Here is a 14,159-nt window from a genome sequence, read left to right as displayed (position 1 = left end):
CGAAACCCAAGCCTCACCCTGTCGGACCGTACGTTCACCTGCCAGTCCTGCGGGCTGGTAGCCGACCGCGACCGCAACGCCGCGGTCAACCTGGCAAACCTCGTCGCCGCCAGTACATCGGAGACGGTAAACGCCCGTGGAGTCGACCAGAGGACCCCGCTTGCGGGGCAGGTGGCTGTGAAACAGGAACCGGGCACGGCCACGGCCGGTCAGACCCGGGGTGCCCCACCGAAAGGTGAGGCGGCATGAACGCCAGCTATCTGGCGCCCTCACGCAACGGCTGAGCCGCACCGGGCCGGTGATCGACCGTCCCGTGGCGAGGATGATCGACTGGATGCCGCCCATGAGGCTGATGGCCAGCCGCGTCGGCGAGGCCGCGGAAGGCGCCGCGGCCGTTTCCCGATCCATCGGATTCAGGTCTGGCAGATTCCAGATCGGCAGCAGGCGCGCGGGTATCCCGCATCCTTCCCCCCGTTACGCGACCGGCGGTATCGGGCGCGCGGGCCGGGATCGGGATCCTCGTCGCCGCGGCCCGAGCTGCTGGTCGGTGACGCCAGGACCTTGGCGGGAACCGCCACGCGGTTCCGCGAGCGACGACAGACGAGCGTCAAACACGGAATCCTCTATTCAACTCAATCCGACCGGTCGCTCACAACAGCGCCTCGCCCCTGCTCACCCACGATGTTGACTGTCGACGCGGGCGACACGAGGGTGACGGGAGGGCAGCGTGACGGCGGAAGCATCGGGAAAGGAGCGCACATGGCTGACGGTCGACTGGCCGGCAAGGTCGTGATCGTGACGGGGGCGGGTACGCAGGGATCCGGTGACGCGGTCGGCAACGGTCAGGCCGCCGCGATCACCTTCGCCCGCGAGGGCGCCGCGGTGCTGTGCGTCGACCTGTTCCCGGAGCGTGCGACCGCGGCCAGCGACCGGATCGACGCCGAGGGCGGGCAGGCGGCCGCGTTCGCCGGCGACGTCAGCGATCCCGCCGTCGCCGGCGCGATGGTCGACGCGGCGGTCACCCGCTGGGGCGGTCTGCACGGCCTGGTCAACAACGTGGGCATCTCCGTGCGGACGAGCCTGGACGAGCTCGACCTGGAGGCGTGGAACCGCAGTCTGTCGGTCAACGTGACCGCGGCGATGCTGTGCGCCCGCGCCGCGGCGATGGCCATGCGCTCGACCGGCGCCGGCGGGTCGATCGTCAACGTCGGCTCGATCGCCTCGCTGCGCTGGACCGCCCCCACGGGAATGGCGTACACGACCTCGAAGTCGGCGCTCGACGGGCTCACCCTGTCGCTCGCCGGCCAGCTCGGTCCCGACCGCATCCGGGTCAACCAGGTCACCATCGGCCAGGTGTGGTCGCCGCATGTCGCCCTCGCGATTCCCGACGTCAGCGTCGAGGAGCTGCGGGAGCGGCGCCGCGCGGGCGGACTGCTGCCCGACGAGGGCACCCCGTGGGACATCGCGAACGCGGAGCTGTTCCTGCTCAGCGACGACTCGACGTGGATCACCGCGCAGACCCTCGTGGTCGACGCCGGCGTCACCACCACGATGCGCTGATCGACCGCGATGCGGTGACAGCAGCGCGGCGACAGCAGCGCGGCGACGGCGGTCAGGTCGTCTGCACGGACGGCGGGTGGCCGTTCCAGGTGACGAAGCACGAGGAGGCGGCGCCCTCGCGGCTGAAGTCAACGCGCAGCCAGCCCGTCGCCTGCCAGGCCTGCACCTGCCAGCCGGGTTCGGGCGTCGCCGACACCAGCCGCGCCGACGTCTGCGTCATCTCGAGCACGACGCGACCGCCGGTGAGCTGGTAGGCCTGCACGGTCGCGGTGCTGGAGGGCGACGCGACCGCCGGGGCAACGGCGGCGGGCGGCGGCCGTGGGGCCGGGGTGGCGAGGTCGGGGGCTGTCGTGGCGCCGAGTGGCGTCGGTGAAGGCGTCGGTGAGCCGGAGGGCGGCTGGGGCCGGCCGCTCGCCGCGCCCGGTGACGGCGCTGCCGGGGCGATCGGGATGGCCTGCGGGGCGTCGGCGCGGGCGTCGGCGAACAGGGCGGTGCGCACCCCGAACCACGACACCGTCATGGCCAGCAGGGTGGCCGCCGCCCAGGCGCCGAGGCGGATCAGCAACCGGCTCATCATCTTGGTGCCATACTGCCGTAGTTCACACGCTATACGGCATTTGGCCGAGTCTCCCGCATTTCGACAGTTCGGGCTGCGTACGGTTACCGGCTATGGCGACTGTTCTCGTGGTCGAGGACGACCCGGCCGTGCGGGCCGCGCTGGTGCGGCACCTGTCGGCCGCGGGGCATGCCGTGCGCAGCGTCGGCACCGCGCTGGACGCGGTGCGAGAGGTCACCCAGGTCGGCTGCGACCTGGTCGTGCTCGACCTCGGCCTGCCCGACCTCGACGGCGCGTCGGTGCTGCGGATGCTGCGCGGGGTGAGCGACGTCCCGGTGGTCGTGGCGAGCGCGCGCGACGACGACGCCGGCATCGTCCGCCTGCTGCACAGCGGCGCCGACGACTACCTGGTCAAGCCGTTCTCGCCGGAGCATCTCAACGCCCGTGTCACGGCGGTGCTGCGCCGCTCGAACCGAACGGGCGCCGATCCGGCCCTGCGCGTCGGCGATCTGGTCGTCGATCCCCGGCGGCGCACCGCGACGATGGCCGGCCGGGAGCTCGACCTGACCCGCCGCGAGTTCGACCTGCTCGCCTTCCTGGCCGCCCGGCCGGGCGCCGTCGTGCCACGGCGCGAGCTGCTGACCGCGGTGTGGCAGCAGTCCTACGGCGGCGACCAGACGATCGACGTCCACCTGTCCTGGCTGCGCCGCAAGCTCGGGGAGACCGCGGCCCGGCCGCGCTACCTGCACACCGTGCGCGGCGTCGGCGTCCGCCTCGAGGCACCGGACCCGCTGTGAGATGGGCGCTGGCGCGGGTCGCGGTGGCGGTCACGACCATGGTGGCGCTGGCGTTCCTCGTCCCGCTCGGGCTGCTCGTCCAGCACAGCGCGCATGACCGGGCCTTCACCCGCGCCGAGCGGCAGGCCGCGCAGCTCGGACCGGCGCTCGCGATCACCACCGACCAGGACGCCCTGCGCCGCGCGGTGGCGAGCACGGCCGACGGCGCCGCCGGCCGCGTCGCCGTCCACGTCCCCGCCCGGTCCACCGCCGGGACCGCTGCCGGGCTGACGACGGTGGGGCGCTCGCGGATCGGCACCGCCGCGCTGCGGGCCGTGGCGGCCGGTGGGCGGCTGTCGGTCGTCGAGGTGGCCGGCGGTTTCGCGGTGCTGCAGCCGGTGGCGGTGGACGACGCGCGGATCGCGGTCGTCGAGGTGTTCGTGCCGGCCGGGTCAGTCGACCACGGCGTCGCCACCGCCTGGCTGGTGCTGCTGGCGGTCGCGGCGGTGCTGGTGGCGATGTCGGTGTCCGCCGCCGACCGGCTCGGCACCCGCATCGTCAGCTCGGCCCGCTCGCTCGCCGACGCCGCCCGCGAGCTGGGCGCCGGCGACCTGGCCGCCCGCGCTGCCGACGACGACCCGGGGGCGCCGCCGGAGCTGCGGGCCGCCGCCGCCGCGTTCAACACGATGGCGCGCCGCGTCCAGCTGCTCGTCGCCGCCGAGCGGGAACTCGCCGCCGACCTGTCGCACCGGCTGCGCACGCCGCTGACAGTGCTCCGGCTCAACATCGCCGGCCTGGACGACGGCGAGGCCGCCGCGCAGACCCGCGAGGCGGTGGCCCGCCTGGAGCACGAGGTCGACCAGATCATCCGCACCGCCCGCAGCCGAGCCGAGGACGAGCCCGAGCCGCACCGCTGCGACGCCGCCGAGGTCGTCCGCGACCGCGCCGAGTTCTGGGCGGCCCTCGCCGACGACCAGGGCCGTCCCTGGTGGCTCGACGGCGTCGAGCGACCCGCCTGGGTGCCGGTGGCCCGCGCCGAGCTCGCCGCCGCGCTCGACGCGCTGCTGGGCAACATCTACCGGCACACCGAGGAGGGCGTCGCCTACGCGGTCGAGCTGCACGCGACCGCCACCGCGGTGACGGTCAGGATCGCCGACGCCGGCCCAGGGATCCCCGATCCGGACGCGGCCCTGCGGCGCGGCGCTGGTGCGGGCGGCACCGGCTCGACCGGTCTCGGGCTGGACATCGCCCGCCGGGTGGCGGCGTCGACCGGCGGCGAGCTCACCGTCGGCGTCAGCGTGCTCGGTGGGGCCGGCCTCGACCTGCGCCTGCGCGTCACGGCACCGGCCCTGTCCCGGCCTCGACCCAGGCGGCTCCGGCGACTCGGTCCTCGGCGATCCCTAACTGCACCTTAAATACGTTTCTGCTCTACCTCAGCAACGGTTCCGGTGATCGTCACGCGGGCTAGCGTCCGCCTTCACCGGCCCACCCACGGCCGGCCCGATCACACCCCGCCCGATCACACCCCGGAGGTAGACCAGCGATGTCCTCCCCGCGCGGACGGCACCGGCGCCGCCGCCAGCTCGTCCTCGGCACCGCCGGGACGCTCGTCGTCGCCGGCGGCCTCAGCCTCGCGATCGTCCCCGCCCTGTCCGGGACGGCGAGCGCCGCCGAGGTGAGCGCCGCGTACTCCCGCACCGGCGACTGGGGCACCGGCTACTCGGCGCAGTACCGGGTGACCAACCGCACCACCGCCGCCGACGGCTATGCCCTCAGCTTCGACCTCCCCTCCGGCGCCCGCGTCACCTCGCTGTGGAACGCCGCGTACAAGGTCGACGGGCAGCACGTGGCGGTCACCCCGCCGGCCTGGCAGAAGACCCTCGATCCCGGCAAGTCCGTCGACATCGGCTTCGTGGTGGCCGCGCCGGGCGGCGCAAGCGCCGAGCCCACCGGCTGCCGCATCAACGGCGTCGACTGCGCCGCCACGGCCGGCTCCCCCAGCACGCCGGCGACCTCCCCCACCTCCCCCACCGCCCCGGCCTCGCCGCCGGCGTCGGCATCGACCACCGCACCGCCGGCCACGACCGCCCCCGCCACGACGGCGCCGGCCACCACAGCGCCGGCCACTACAGCGCCGGCGCCCGCCAGTGGCGGCGGCGGGTTCAGCCCGTACGTCGACACGTCCCTGTACCCGCCGGCGGATCTGGTCGCGACGGCGAAGGCCACGGGCGTCGACGACTACACGCTCGCGTTCGTCCTGTCCGGCGGCGGCTGCACGCCGAAGTGGGGCGGCGTCTCCGAGCTGAACCAGGACGGGGTGCCGGGCCAGATCGGTCAGCTGCGGGCGCTCGGCGGCGAGCCGCGGGTCTCCTTCGGCGGCGCGAACGGCATCGAGCTCGGCCAGGCGTGCACCAGCGCGACGGACCTCGCCGCCGCCTACGGCAAGGTGATCAGCACCTACGCGCTGACCCGCGTCGACTTCGACATCGAGGGCGCGGCGACCGCCGACACCGCGGCGAGCACCCGCCGGGCGCAGGCCATCGCCTCCCTGCAGCGTGACGCCGCGGCGGCGGGCCGGACGCTGGACGTGTCGTTCACCCTGCCCGTACTGCCCACCGGCCTGACCCAGGACGGTGTGAACCTGCTCGCGAACGCGAAGGCGAACGGGGTGAACGTCAACGCGGTCAACGTGATGGCGATGGACTTCGGCGACGGCGTCGCCCCGAACCCGGCCGGGCGGATGGGCCAATACGCCATCGACGCCGCCACCGCCACCCAGGCGCAGATCCGCGGTGTGTTCGGGCTGTCCGACGCGGACGCCTGGCACCGCCTCGCCGTCACCCCGATGATCGGCGTCAACGACGTCGCCACCGAGGTCTTCACCGTCGCCGACGCCCGCCAGCTCGCCGCGTTCGCCGCGCAGCACGACCTGGCGTGGCTCGCGATGTGGTCGCTGACCCGGGACAAGCCGTGCCCCGGCGGGGCCACCGGCTCCGCGCAGCCGACCTGCAGCAGCATCGACCAGCAGCCGCTGGACTTCGTCCGCGCGCTGTCGGCCCGCTGATGCCGACCCGACGGCTCCTGCTCGGCGGCGCGGGTGCGGTGGCCCTCGGCGCCGCCACCGCGGGGACCGCGAAGATCCTCGACCGGTCGAGCGCGCCCGGACGACCGGTCGGCGCCCAGCTCGCCGCGGCGGCGGTGCCGGCCGGCGCCCTGCCGCTGACCATCGTCAACCACACCTACCGCTACACCAACGCGCAGATCCGGGTGTACATCGTGGGCACCGACCTCGGTACGGGCCGGCAGGTCGCGAGCCACCCGGACGGCTCCACCCGGACGGTGTCCGCCGCCGACAACGGCGCCGACGGCTTCGCCGACCTGTCGATCCCCCTGGTGGACGACGGCGACACGCGGCTCGCGGTGCCGGCGAACATGTCCGGGCGGATCTACGTCTCGATCGGCGACCCGATCCGTTTCAGGGTCGTCACCGACGGCGCGGGCAACGCGGCGCTGCAGCATCCCGCCGGCTGGGTGGCGAGCGATCCGAGCTACCGGGTGCTGCACGACTTCGTCGAGTTCACCCACAACCCGGCGGGCATGTTCTGCAACACCACGATGGTCGACATGTTCAGCGTGCCACTGTCGATCCGCCTGCGCGGCGCCGCCGACCAGACGGCGGGCACCATCCCCCGCGGCGGCCGGGACGCGATCTTCGCCGACCTGCGGGCCGCGTCCGCGTTCGCCCCGCTGGTCGTCGACGACCTGCGGGTGATCGCCCCCGGGCACGGCATCGAGAGCGGCATCTTCCCCGCCGGCTACTACGACGGCTACATCGACGCGGTGTGGAACCGGTACGCGTCCACCCCGCTGACGGTCGACGCCGGCGGGGCGACGCGTACCGGCCGGGTGCGGGACGGGGTGCTGCGCTTCGACGGCGGCGTCGCGCCGATCTCCCGGCCCAGCACCCGCGACGTGCTGTTCTGCGCCGGGGCGCTCGCCGCTGCGAACGACGGGCTGACCGGCCCCGTCGCCGCCGTGCTCGGCGCCGGCTTCAACCGCTCGACCCTGCTGACCGGCGCCACCCAGCCGACGGGTGCCCCCGCCGGCTTCTACACCGACGCGGTGACGAACGTCTACAGCAAGGTCATGCACGCGCACGCCGCCGACGGCCGGGCGTACGGCTTCCCGTTCGACGACGTCGGCGGCTTCGCGTCCTACGTGCAGGACACCACGCCGACGTCGATGACCCTGTCGCTCACCCCGTTCTGAGCGACCCGCCCGTTCGGGAGGACGGTTCCGACCCCTCCGAGGAGCCGCCCTCCCGAGCCCTGTTCACGGCCCGGGTGACACAGACGCGTGGACGCCGGGGATGCCGCGGGTGCTGATCCGGTAGACGAGACGCCGCTCGCCGTCGCGGTCGCTGTAGACCGTCGGCGTCGCGCTGTGTACGACCGACCAGTTGTCCCAGATGAGGATGGAGTCGACCTCGGCCCGGACCTCCTGCTGGAAGCGCGGCCGCAGGACGAATCGCTTGAGCTCCAGCAGCAGCTCGATCGCGTCAGCCTCCGCCATCCCGACGATCCCCGCCGCCGTCCCGGAGAAGCCGAACAGCGAGCGGCGGCCGGTGACCGGGTGGACAGCGACCAGCGGATGGGTGACGACGGGCAGGTCGGTGGTGGAACCGCGGCCGCGCACCTCGCCGGCCGTGGTGACCTTGCCGCCCCGGGGGTCGTGCAGGACCACGAGGTCATCGACGCGCCTGCGCATCGCCTCGGGCAGTGCCTCGTAGGCGGCGGCGGTGTCGGCGAAGCGGGTGGAGTTGCCGGACGCCGGCATCTCCCGGGTGTAGAGCATGGTCACCGCGGCCGGCACCGCCTCGTAGGAGCTGTCCGAATGCCAGTGCATCGCGCCGTCGCGCGACTCCGGCGAGGTCGCCGGCGAGTTGGTGATCCTGATGATCTCGGGATAGTCGTTGTCCCGGTGACGCGGGACGAAGAAGGAGATCGGCGTGCCCCAGGCACCACCGAAGCGGGCGTACTGCTCACGGGAAAGCTGGTGCCCCGGTAAGAGCAGGACTCGGTTGCGGTAGAGCGCGTCGGTGACCGCGCGGACCGCGTCGTCCGACAGCTCGCCGGTGAGGTCCAGGTCGGTGATGGTCGCCCCGAAGGGGCCGACCAGCCTCGTCTCGATCATCCTCGGTCACTCCCGCCTACCGTCGTCAAACCATGTACCTGAACCATGCCGATGTCCGGATCCGTCGACGTCCGGCGGTGCGGACCTGCTCGCCCCGGCCGGCGCCCGGTCCGGGGCGAGCAGGTCCGCGCTCGCGCGGCGGCGGGCTCCCGTCAGTTCGCCGGCGGGCGGCCGACGTGCGGGAACAGTTCGAGGAACGCGCCCATGGTGATGCGGTCGCGGGTGGCGTCGTCGATGCCGTCGAACAGGTTGTGCAGCGTCTTCTGGGTGTGCCCGTAGGTCCCCTCCATGTGGGGGTAGTCGCTACCGAACATGACGTTGCGGTAACCCATCGAGGTGAACGTCGGGATCGCCGTCTCGTCGTGCTGGAACGAGGCGTAGATGTGCCGGTTCATGTAGTCCTTGGGCTGCCGGTCGAGCTTGGGCCAGACGAACATCGGCTGCTGGCGCGCGGACTCGTTGAGCCGGTCACCGAGGAAGGGCACCCAGGTCGCCCCGCCCTCGGAGACCAGCACCTTCAGGGTCGGCTGCCGGTCGAAGACCCCGGAGGCGATCATCATGGCGGCGGCGCGCTGCCCGCCGTAGCTGGTCTCGTTGAAGTTCAGCAGCGCCCCGCCGCGGCCGCGGTAGACGACGTTCTCACCGTCGGTACCGATGTGGAAGGCGATGACCTGCCCAGCCTCCTCGGCCGCCGCCCACAGCGGGTCCCATGCCTCGTCGTTCCAGTGCGGCCGGCCCGCCGGTGGCACGGTCGGCAGGAACACGGCGTGGTAGCCGAGGCCGGCGCAGCGCTGCAGCTCGGCGACGGCGTCGGCGGTGTCGAGCAGAGGCAGACTGGCGGTGGCGACGAAGCGGGGCGAGAGACCCTGCAGCGCCTCGACGGCCCAGTCGTTGAGCGCCTTCGCGGCCTCGCGGACGAGTTCCGGATCCCGGATCAGGGTGGCCCACATCCCCAACGACGGGTAGGTGACCTCGCCCCAGATGCCCTCCTCGTCGAGGTCGGCGAGGCGCAGCCGCGCGTCCTTCGAGCCCGGCGGACGGTGGCTGATCTGCTCGATCGTCTGACCCTTGAACTCACCGTCACGGATCGGCTTCGGCATGGGACGCCTGATCGTCTGACCGTCGACGTGCAGCAGTTCGTAGCCGTCGAACTTCTCCGACCTCGGCATCCGCTCCGCCAGCCGCGGCGGCAGCGCCTGGGCGAACAGATCCTCCGGCTCGAGGAAGTGGGAGTCCCCGGAGTTGGCCCAGATCTTGTCCATCACGCGCCCTTCAGCGTGGCCCGCCGCGGCCACGCCACCGGCAGGCACCCAACCTAAATCAGTCACCCCATTGTAATGAATCTGCTTGATTGCCACATCCGGACTGGATGCGGCCGTCAGGCGCGGAAGACGGGAGCGCGCCGCTCGAAGTAGACGCGGGTGGCCTCGGCCTGGTCCGGAGTCCCGATGTTCGCGGCCATGACGCGCAGCTCGGCAGCCATGCCCTCCTCGACCGTCGCGGTCAGTGAGGTGCGCAGCAACGAGGTGACCCCACGCACGGCCAGAGGGTTGCGGCCGGCGACCATGCGCGCGAACGCGAACGCCTCGGCCCGCGGGTCCGCGCACACCCGGGTGGCCAGGCCGGCGGCTACGGCCTCCGTGCCCGACAGCAGCCGACCGGACAGGATCAGGTCCATCGCCACGTCCGATCCAACCAGTCGGGGCAGCAGCTGGGTGCCGCCCATGTCCGGCGTGATGCCGAACTCGATCTCCCGCAGCCCGAGCTTCGCGTCCGCGGTGACGAATCGCAGGTCCGCGCCGAGCGTGAGCTGCAGCCCGCCGCCGATGGCGGCGCCGTGCACGGCGGCGACGACGGGCACGTCCGCCGCGCGCAGGGCCGAGACGATCCGCTGCCCCCGCCCGGGGATGCGCCGGCCGCCGGCGGCCGGGTCGCCCGGGTCCGCGAACGGCTTCTCGCCGGCCTCGCCCTCGGCGGCGAACGCGCGGAACTGGTCGAAGTCGAGCCCCGCACAGAATCCGTGCCCCACCCCGGACAGGACGACGGCCCGCACCGACGCGTCGCCGGCGAGGCGGGTGGCGACCGCCAGCAGCTCGTCGAACATCGCGTCGTTGATGGCGTTGCGCTTCTCCGGCCGGTTCAGCCGGACGTCCGCGATGGCGTCGACGATGTCGCACTCGACCACATTGCTCACGACCCCCACCGTAGTCCGGGGCGGGGGCTCGCGCCGGTCACGGATTCAGCAGGTGACCGCAGAGGTTGGGCTCCACGACGACGAATCCGCTGCCGGTCGTGTTCGCCTGCACGAACGAGTAGCACGTGGTCGGACGAGCCGGGCCGACCCGGAAACTGATCGTGTTGATCAGACCGTCCGCGTCATAGCTGTTCACCCCGCGCAGCGCCTCGATGAACCGCGCCCGGGTGGGGCAGGCGCCCGCCAGGTCCAGTCCGCGCAGGAAGATATCCGTGCTGATGTACGCGGCGACGGCGATGTCCTGCTCGGGCTGGGTGACCTGCGGGGCGAAGCGGTGCATCGCGGTGACGTAGGCATTGATGCCCGGACCGCCGAGCTCGAACGGGCGGTAGAACACCGGCACGGCGATGCCGGCCATCCGTGGGCCGTAGGTCTGCAGCAGGTCGTGGTCGTAGCCATTGGCGGACAGCACGACCTTCGGGTTGTAGCCGCCCCCACGCAGCGCGTCCACGACGTCGACGAGATCGTGCGGCTCGATGACGCCGACGACGGTGTCGGCCCGCGTCGCCGCGATCCGCCGCGCCACCAGCGCCGGGTCGTCGACCCCGGAGGTGTAGGTGACCGTGCCCAGCACCTGCACCCCGGCGGCCACCAGGCTGCGCGCGTAGGACTCGGCCGCGCTCGACTGCGCCGGCGACAGGGCGGTCTGCAGGATCACCGCGCGGCGTCCACCCCGCTCCTGGACGAACTGCCCCTGCGTGTCGACCGCGGCGCCGGTGGAGGTGGTCGCGGCGAACATGTTGGGCGCACGGGTCCAGATGTCGTCCGAGGCCATGCCGGTGACGGGCACGCCTCGCTGGGTGAGGTAGGCGGCGCTACCGGCCGCGGCCACCGACAGCTCGATCAGCCCGAACACCCCCCGCTGCTCGACGAGCTCGCGCGCGCCGATGCCGTTGGGCAGCGGGACGCCCTGGTCGTCACGCCACTGGTAGGTGATCCGCCGGCCGTGAACGCCGCCGGCGGCGTTGGCCGCCCCGAGCCGGGCGTCGATCCCGGCCCGGGCGGCCGCGTAGATCCCCGCGACCGGCCCGGAGTCCGGGTAGAGCACGCCGAGGCTGATCTGATGGTCGTCCACCCCGGGTGACGCGCAGGCCGCCACGGATGCCGGGTCGGACGACGAGCACCCCGCGAGCCCCGCGCCCACGGCGAGCAGGACCGCGGCAACCCCCGTGGCCGCGAACCGTCGTCCGAGCGGCCGACGGAGAAGGGACCCGGGACGTCGAGTGAACACCGTTTCTCCCTGGGGCGGAGCGGCGGAATTCCGCGATATACGGCAGACCCTGCGGGAATACCCGCGCAGCGGAGGGAACACTACCAAGAGATTCCGGCCCCGCGGGGGCCGAGTGGCGCTTCCCATCCACCGCACCCGAAAGGGGGAGCTGACCCCGTGAAGCTTGGCCTCAAATTTGCCAAGGATTCACCGAGCGGCCACCGCACGGCCTTTCCGGGACACTGCCGTCAGTGTCCCGCAGGCTACCGGACCAGCAACGGGACGCCAACGAGCACATTATCAAGCCATCGTGACGCCTTTAACATGACCAGCGCCGGGGACGATGCGGGACCGACCTGTCCCCCACTGGTCCCGCCGTCTCGCCGTCTCGCCGTCTCGCCGTCTCGCCGTCTCGCCGTCTCGCCGTCTCGCTTCCAGGAGACCCGCCGACGTCCTTCCGGGGTGATAGGACCAGCTGTCCTAACACCGGGTTTCAATCGGGTGACGGGTGCGGACGGCGCAACCGCGGAGCGATTCGACCGCACGCCAGTGCCCGGAACGCACCGGATGCCGCCGCATCGCACGCGTCGCACGGTAGGTTGGCGCCGTGCGCGAGGAGCACCGAACCCCAGTGGACGTCCTCCTGCTGCTGGTCCGTGACGAGCGGATCCTGCTCACCCTGCGCGCCGGCGACATCTACGGCAGCGGCTGGTGGGCGCTGCCCAGCGGGCGGATCGAACCGAACGAGGACGTCGTCAGCGCCGCCGTGCGCGAACTCGACGAGGAGCTCGGCCTCACGGTCGCCGCCCGGGACGTGACGTTCGCCGGCGTCACCCACGCGCTGCCGCCGGACAGCGAGGCCCGCCTCGGCTTCGGGTTCGCCGTGCGTCGCTGGCAGGGCGAGCCGACCATCCGGGAGCCCGACGTGTGCGCGGGCCTGTGCTGGCGTTCGCCGACCGACCTGCCCGACCGCACCCTGCCGTACACCCGGGAGATCGTCCGCCTCCATCTCACCGGCGAGGCCTTCTCCCGCCCCGGCTGGCCGGACCGTTAGACCCACGTGCCGAGTTGGTCGCCCGACGAGAGTTGCGGGGCCCGGTCGGCCGGAGCTGTCGCAGAGACGCGGCGACTAATCCGATATATCGTTGAGGGCACGGTATGGCGTGGCCGCCGAAGGAGGAGCGGGATGGCGGACGGTTCTGTGGGTCTCACCCCGGTGAATCTCAGCAAGGGGCGGGCGGCTCCTCGTGGCGGGCTGCGGGCCAGTGACGCGGACCGCGCGGCGGCCGCCGACTGGGTGTGCTGGGCCACCGGCACCGGCCAGCTGTCCCTGGAGGAGGCGGACGACCGGCTCGCCCGCGCCTACGCCGCCCGCACCCTCGACGAGCTCGCCCCGCTCACCGCGGACCTGCAGCCCCGGCCGCGCACCGAGCAGCCCGCTCCCCGCCCGTCGGCTCCGGCCGCGTGGCTACGCGAGCGCGGCGCGGCGCGGCTGCGTCCTTACCTGGTTCCGGTGGCGGTCGCGTCCTACATCGCGTTGCTGGTGCTGGTCTCCCGCGGGACCGGCTGGTTCCCCTGGCCGCTGCTCCTCGTCGGCCTCTTCGTCGCCAAGGCCCACCATCACCGCCACGGCATCGACCAGCCCCGCCGCCATCACCACCGCGACCACCATCATCACCACCGCCACCGCACACACGACAGCGAAGCCAGCCGCGTCGGCGGCTGAGCCGGACCAGACGCTGAGCCGGACCAGACCTTGAGCCGGCTCAGGCGCCCGCGGCGGGCAGCTCGTATCAGCGAAGGGTAATCCGCGCGCCCTGGTTGTTCAGCTGGGTGAGCCATGTGCCGAATCGGTGCTACCGGCCCGTCCGCCGGCCAGGGCTATGGACGGTAACCGCGGACGAAGAGTGCGACGCTGGCCGTGCGCGCGGCGGCGAGCGCGGCCTCGTCCGGACCGTCCGCCGCCGCCCCCGCCACGTCGCGCAGCGCGGACAGCTGCCAGCCCGTCCCCCACACCAGCGCGATGAACTGGCCCGACGCGCGGACCGGATCGTCGATGCGCAGCAGGCCGCCGTGCGCGAGCCGGGTGAGGTGGGCGCCCACCTCGGCGAAGACCGGCCGGGCCACCCGGGTGCGCCAGATCTCGAACAGCTCGGGGCGGCGCGACCCCTCGGTCCGCAGCAGCTGGCGCAGCGCCACGCTGCGCGGGTCACGGGCGATACCGGCGAGCCGCCTGGCCAGCTCGTCGAGCTGGGCTGCGGGATCGGGCGCCGCGTCCAGCGGATCCGCCCTGACCTCGTCCAACGCCTCGAGGGCCATGGCCAGGTGGGCCTCGACGACCGCCTGGAACAGGGAGTCCTTGTCGCCGAAGTGGCTGTAGACGGTCTGCCGGGACACGCCCGCCTCCCGCGCCACGTCCTCGAGCGTGGCGGCCGCGAAGCCGTGCCGGACGAACAGCCGCAGGGCGGCATCGATGATCGCCTGTCGCTTCGCCGGAAGCCCCCGCGGAGCCGGACGCCGGGGCCTGTCGGTCGGACCTTCCACCCCGCCAGGCTAGTCTTGGACATGTATGTCCAACTCTCTGGACATGATCGACTATTGAGGAGCAGT

14 protein-coding genes are annotated in these 14,159 nt (G+C 73.0%); 8 read left to right on the top strand and 6 right to left on the bottom strand.

The features are described 5' to 3' along the window. Both AC6EXY_RS08210 and AC6EXY_RS08205 read left to right on the top strand, forming a co-directional pair. A partial coding sequence (locus tag AC6EXY_RS08210) for a zinc ribbon domain-containing protein (protein ID WP_499842319.1) occupies positions 1–249 on the top strand: 249 nt, incomplete at its 5' end. 510 nt (positions 250–759) lie between these two features. Continuing rightward, the gene (locus AC6EXY_RS08205) at positions 760–1,560 is read left to right on the top strand and encodes an SDR family NAD(P)-dependent oxidoreductase (RefSeq protein WP_165818491.1); all 801 of its coding nucleotides are present in this window, start codon (positions 760–762) and stop codon (positions 1,558–1,560) included. 52 nt (positions 1,561–1,612) lie between these two features. On the opposite strand, the gene AC6EXY_RS08200 is transcribed toward AC6EXY_RS08205, so the two are convergent. Then, on the bottom strand, positions 1,613–2,137 hold the full coding sequence (locus tag AC6EXY_RS08200) for a hypothetical protein (RefSeq protein WP_499842318.1): 525 nt from the start codon (positions 2,135–2,137) through the stop codon (positions 1,613–1,615). Positions 2,138–2,229: 92 nt separating this feature from the next. Between AC6EXY_RS08200 and AC6EXY_RS08195 the strand changes: the two genes are divergently transcribed. The 4 genes from AC6EXY_RS08195 (at position 2,230) to AC6EXY_RS08180 (ending at position 7,161) form a co-directional block, all read left to right on the top strand. Continuing rightward, a complete protein-coding gene (locus AC6EXY_RS08195) occupies positions 2,230–2,913 on the top strand; it encodes a response regulator transcription factor (RefSeq protein WP_499817068.1) in 684 nt (227 codons plus the stop codon). Continuing rightward, on the top strand, positions 2,910–4,307 hold the full coding sequence (locus AC6EXY_RS08190; RefSeq protein ID WP_101833040.1) for a sensor histidine kinase: 1,398 nt from the start codon (positions 2,910–2,912) through the stop codon (positions 4,305–4,307). Before AC6EXY_RS08195 ends, AC6EXY_RS08190 begins: the two co-directional genes overlap by 4 nt. A gap of 128 nt (positions 4,308–4,435) precedes the next feature. Beyond that, positions 4,436–5,956: a glycoside hydrolase family 18 protein gene (locus AC6EXY_RS08185; RefSeq protein WP_499817069.1), complete on the top strand. Its 1,521-nt coding sequence runs from the start codon at positions 4,436–4,438 to the stop codon at positions 5,954–5,956. Continuing rightward, positions 5,956–7,161, top strand: coding sequence for a beta-1,3-glucanase family protein (locus AC6EXY_RS08180; RefSeq protein ID WP_499817070.1), 1,206 nt, complete (start codon positions 5,956–5,958; stop codon positions 7,159–7,161). Before AC6EXY_RS08185 ends, AC6EXY_RS08180 begins: the two co-directional genes overlap by 1 nt. Before the next feature lie 63 nt (positions 7,162–7,224). Here the strand turns inward: AC6EXY_RS08180 and AC6EXY_RS08175 are convergent, their stop codons facing one another. The 4 genes from AC6EXY_RS08175 to AC6EXY_RS08160 all read right to left on the bottom strand — a co-directional run bounded on the left by AC6EXY_RS08175 (position 7,225) and on the right by AC6EXY_RS08160 (position 11,570). After that, positions 7,225–8,085 (bottom strand): TauD/TfdA dioxygenase family protein, encoded by an 861-nt coding sequence (locus AC6EXY_RS08175; RefSeq protein ID WP_101830318.1) that lies wholly within the window; start codon positions 8,083–8,085, stop codon positions 7,225–7,227. 152 nt (positions 8,086–8,237) lie between these two features. Further along, positions 8,238–9,347 carry an amidohydrolase family protein gene (locus AC6EXY_RS08170; RefSeq protein WP_101830319.1) on the bottom strand — a complete coding sequence of 370 codons (1,110 nt, stop codon included), beginning with the start codon at positions 9,345–9,347 and terminating at the stop codon, positions 8,238–8,240. Positions 9,348–9,463: 116 nt separating this feature from the next. Then, on the bottom strand, positions 9,464–10,279 hold the full coding sequence (locus AC6EXY_RS08165) for an enoyl-CoA hydratase-related protein (protein WP_101830329.1): 816 nt from the start codon (positions 10,277–10,279) through the stop codon (positions 9,464–9,466). A 37-nt stretch (positions 10,280–10,316) separates the two neighbouring features. Next, positions 10,317–11,570, bottom strand: a complete 1,254-nt coding sequence (locus tag AC6EXY_RS08160) for an ABC transporter substrate-binding protein (protein ID WP_243407200.1) — start codon at positions 11,568–11,570, stop codon at positions 10,317–10,319. A gap of 586 nt (positions 11,571–12,156) precedes the next feature. On the opposite strand from AC6EXY_RS08160, the gene AC6EXY_RS08155 reads away from it, so the two are divergent. Both AC6EXY_RS08155 and AC6EXY_RS08150 read left to right on the top strand, forming a co-directional pair. After that, positions 12,157–12,603 carry an NUDIX domain-containing protein gene (locus tag AC6EXY_RS08155; protein WP_101830321.1) on the top strand — a complete coding sequence of 149 codons (447 nt, stop codon included), beginning with the start codon at positions 12,157–12,159 and terminating at the stop codon, positions 12,601–12,603. 132 nt (positions 12,604–12,735) lie between these two features. Continuing rightward, positions 12,736–13,275, top strand: coding sequence for a DUF1707 SHOCT-like domain-containing protein (locus tag AC6EXY_RS08150; protein WP_499817071.1), 540 nt, complete (start codon positions 12,736–12,738; stop codon positions 13,273–13,275). Between the two features lie 155 nt (positions 13,276–13,430). On the opposite strand, the gene AC6EXY_RS08145 is transcribed toward AC6EXY_RS08150, so the two are convergent. After that, the gene (locus AC6EXY_RS08145) at positions 13,431–14,093 is read right to left on the bottom strand and encodes a TetR/AcrR family transcriptional regulator (RefSeq protein WP_499817072.1); all 663 of its coding nucleotides are present in this window, start codon (positions 14,091–14,093) and stop codon (positions 13,431–13,433) included. Positions 14,094–14,159 lie beyond the last annotated feature (66 nt).

It is taken from the genome of Frankia sp. RB5, assembly GCF_059816245.1.
Note: the sequence above shows the minus strand (reverse complement) of the source record. Positions and strands in the feature narration are given on the sequence as shown.

Coding starts and splice junctions, on each gene's coding strand:
- AC6EXY_RS08205 (WP_165818491.1), top strand. CDS start 760: ATGGCTGACGGTCGACTGGCCGGCAAGGTCGTGATCGTGACGGGGGCG.
- AC6EXY_RS08200 (WP_499842318.1), bottom strand. CDS start 2,137: ATGATGAGCCGGTTGCTGATCCGCCTCGGCGCCTGGGCGGCGGCCACC.
- AC6EXY_RS08195 (WP_499817068.1), top strand. CDS start 2,230: ATGGCGACTGTTCTCGTGGTCGAGGACGACCCGGCCGTGCGGGCCGCG.
- AC6EXY_RS08185 (WP_499817069.1), top strand. CDS start 4,436: ATGTCCTCCCCGCGCGGACGGCACCGGCGCCGCCGCCAGCTCGTCCTC.
- AC6EXY_RS08180 (WP_499817070.1), top strand. CDS start 5,956: ATGCCGACCCGACGGCTCCTGCTCGGCGGCGCGGGTGCGGTGGCCCTC.
- AC6EXY_RS08175 (WP_101830318.1), bottom strand. CDS start 8,085: ATGATCGAGACGAGGCTGGTCGGCCCCTTCGGGGCGACCATCACCGAC.
- AC6EXY_RS08170 (WP_101830319.1), bottom strand. CDS start 9,347: ATGGACAAGATCTGGGCCAACTCCGGGGACTCCCACTTCCTCGAGCCG.
- AC6EXY_RS08150 (WP_499817071.1), top strand. CDS start 12,736: ATGGCGGACGGTTCTGTGGGTCTCACCCCGGTGAATCTCAGCAAGGGG.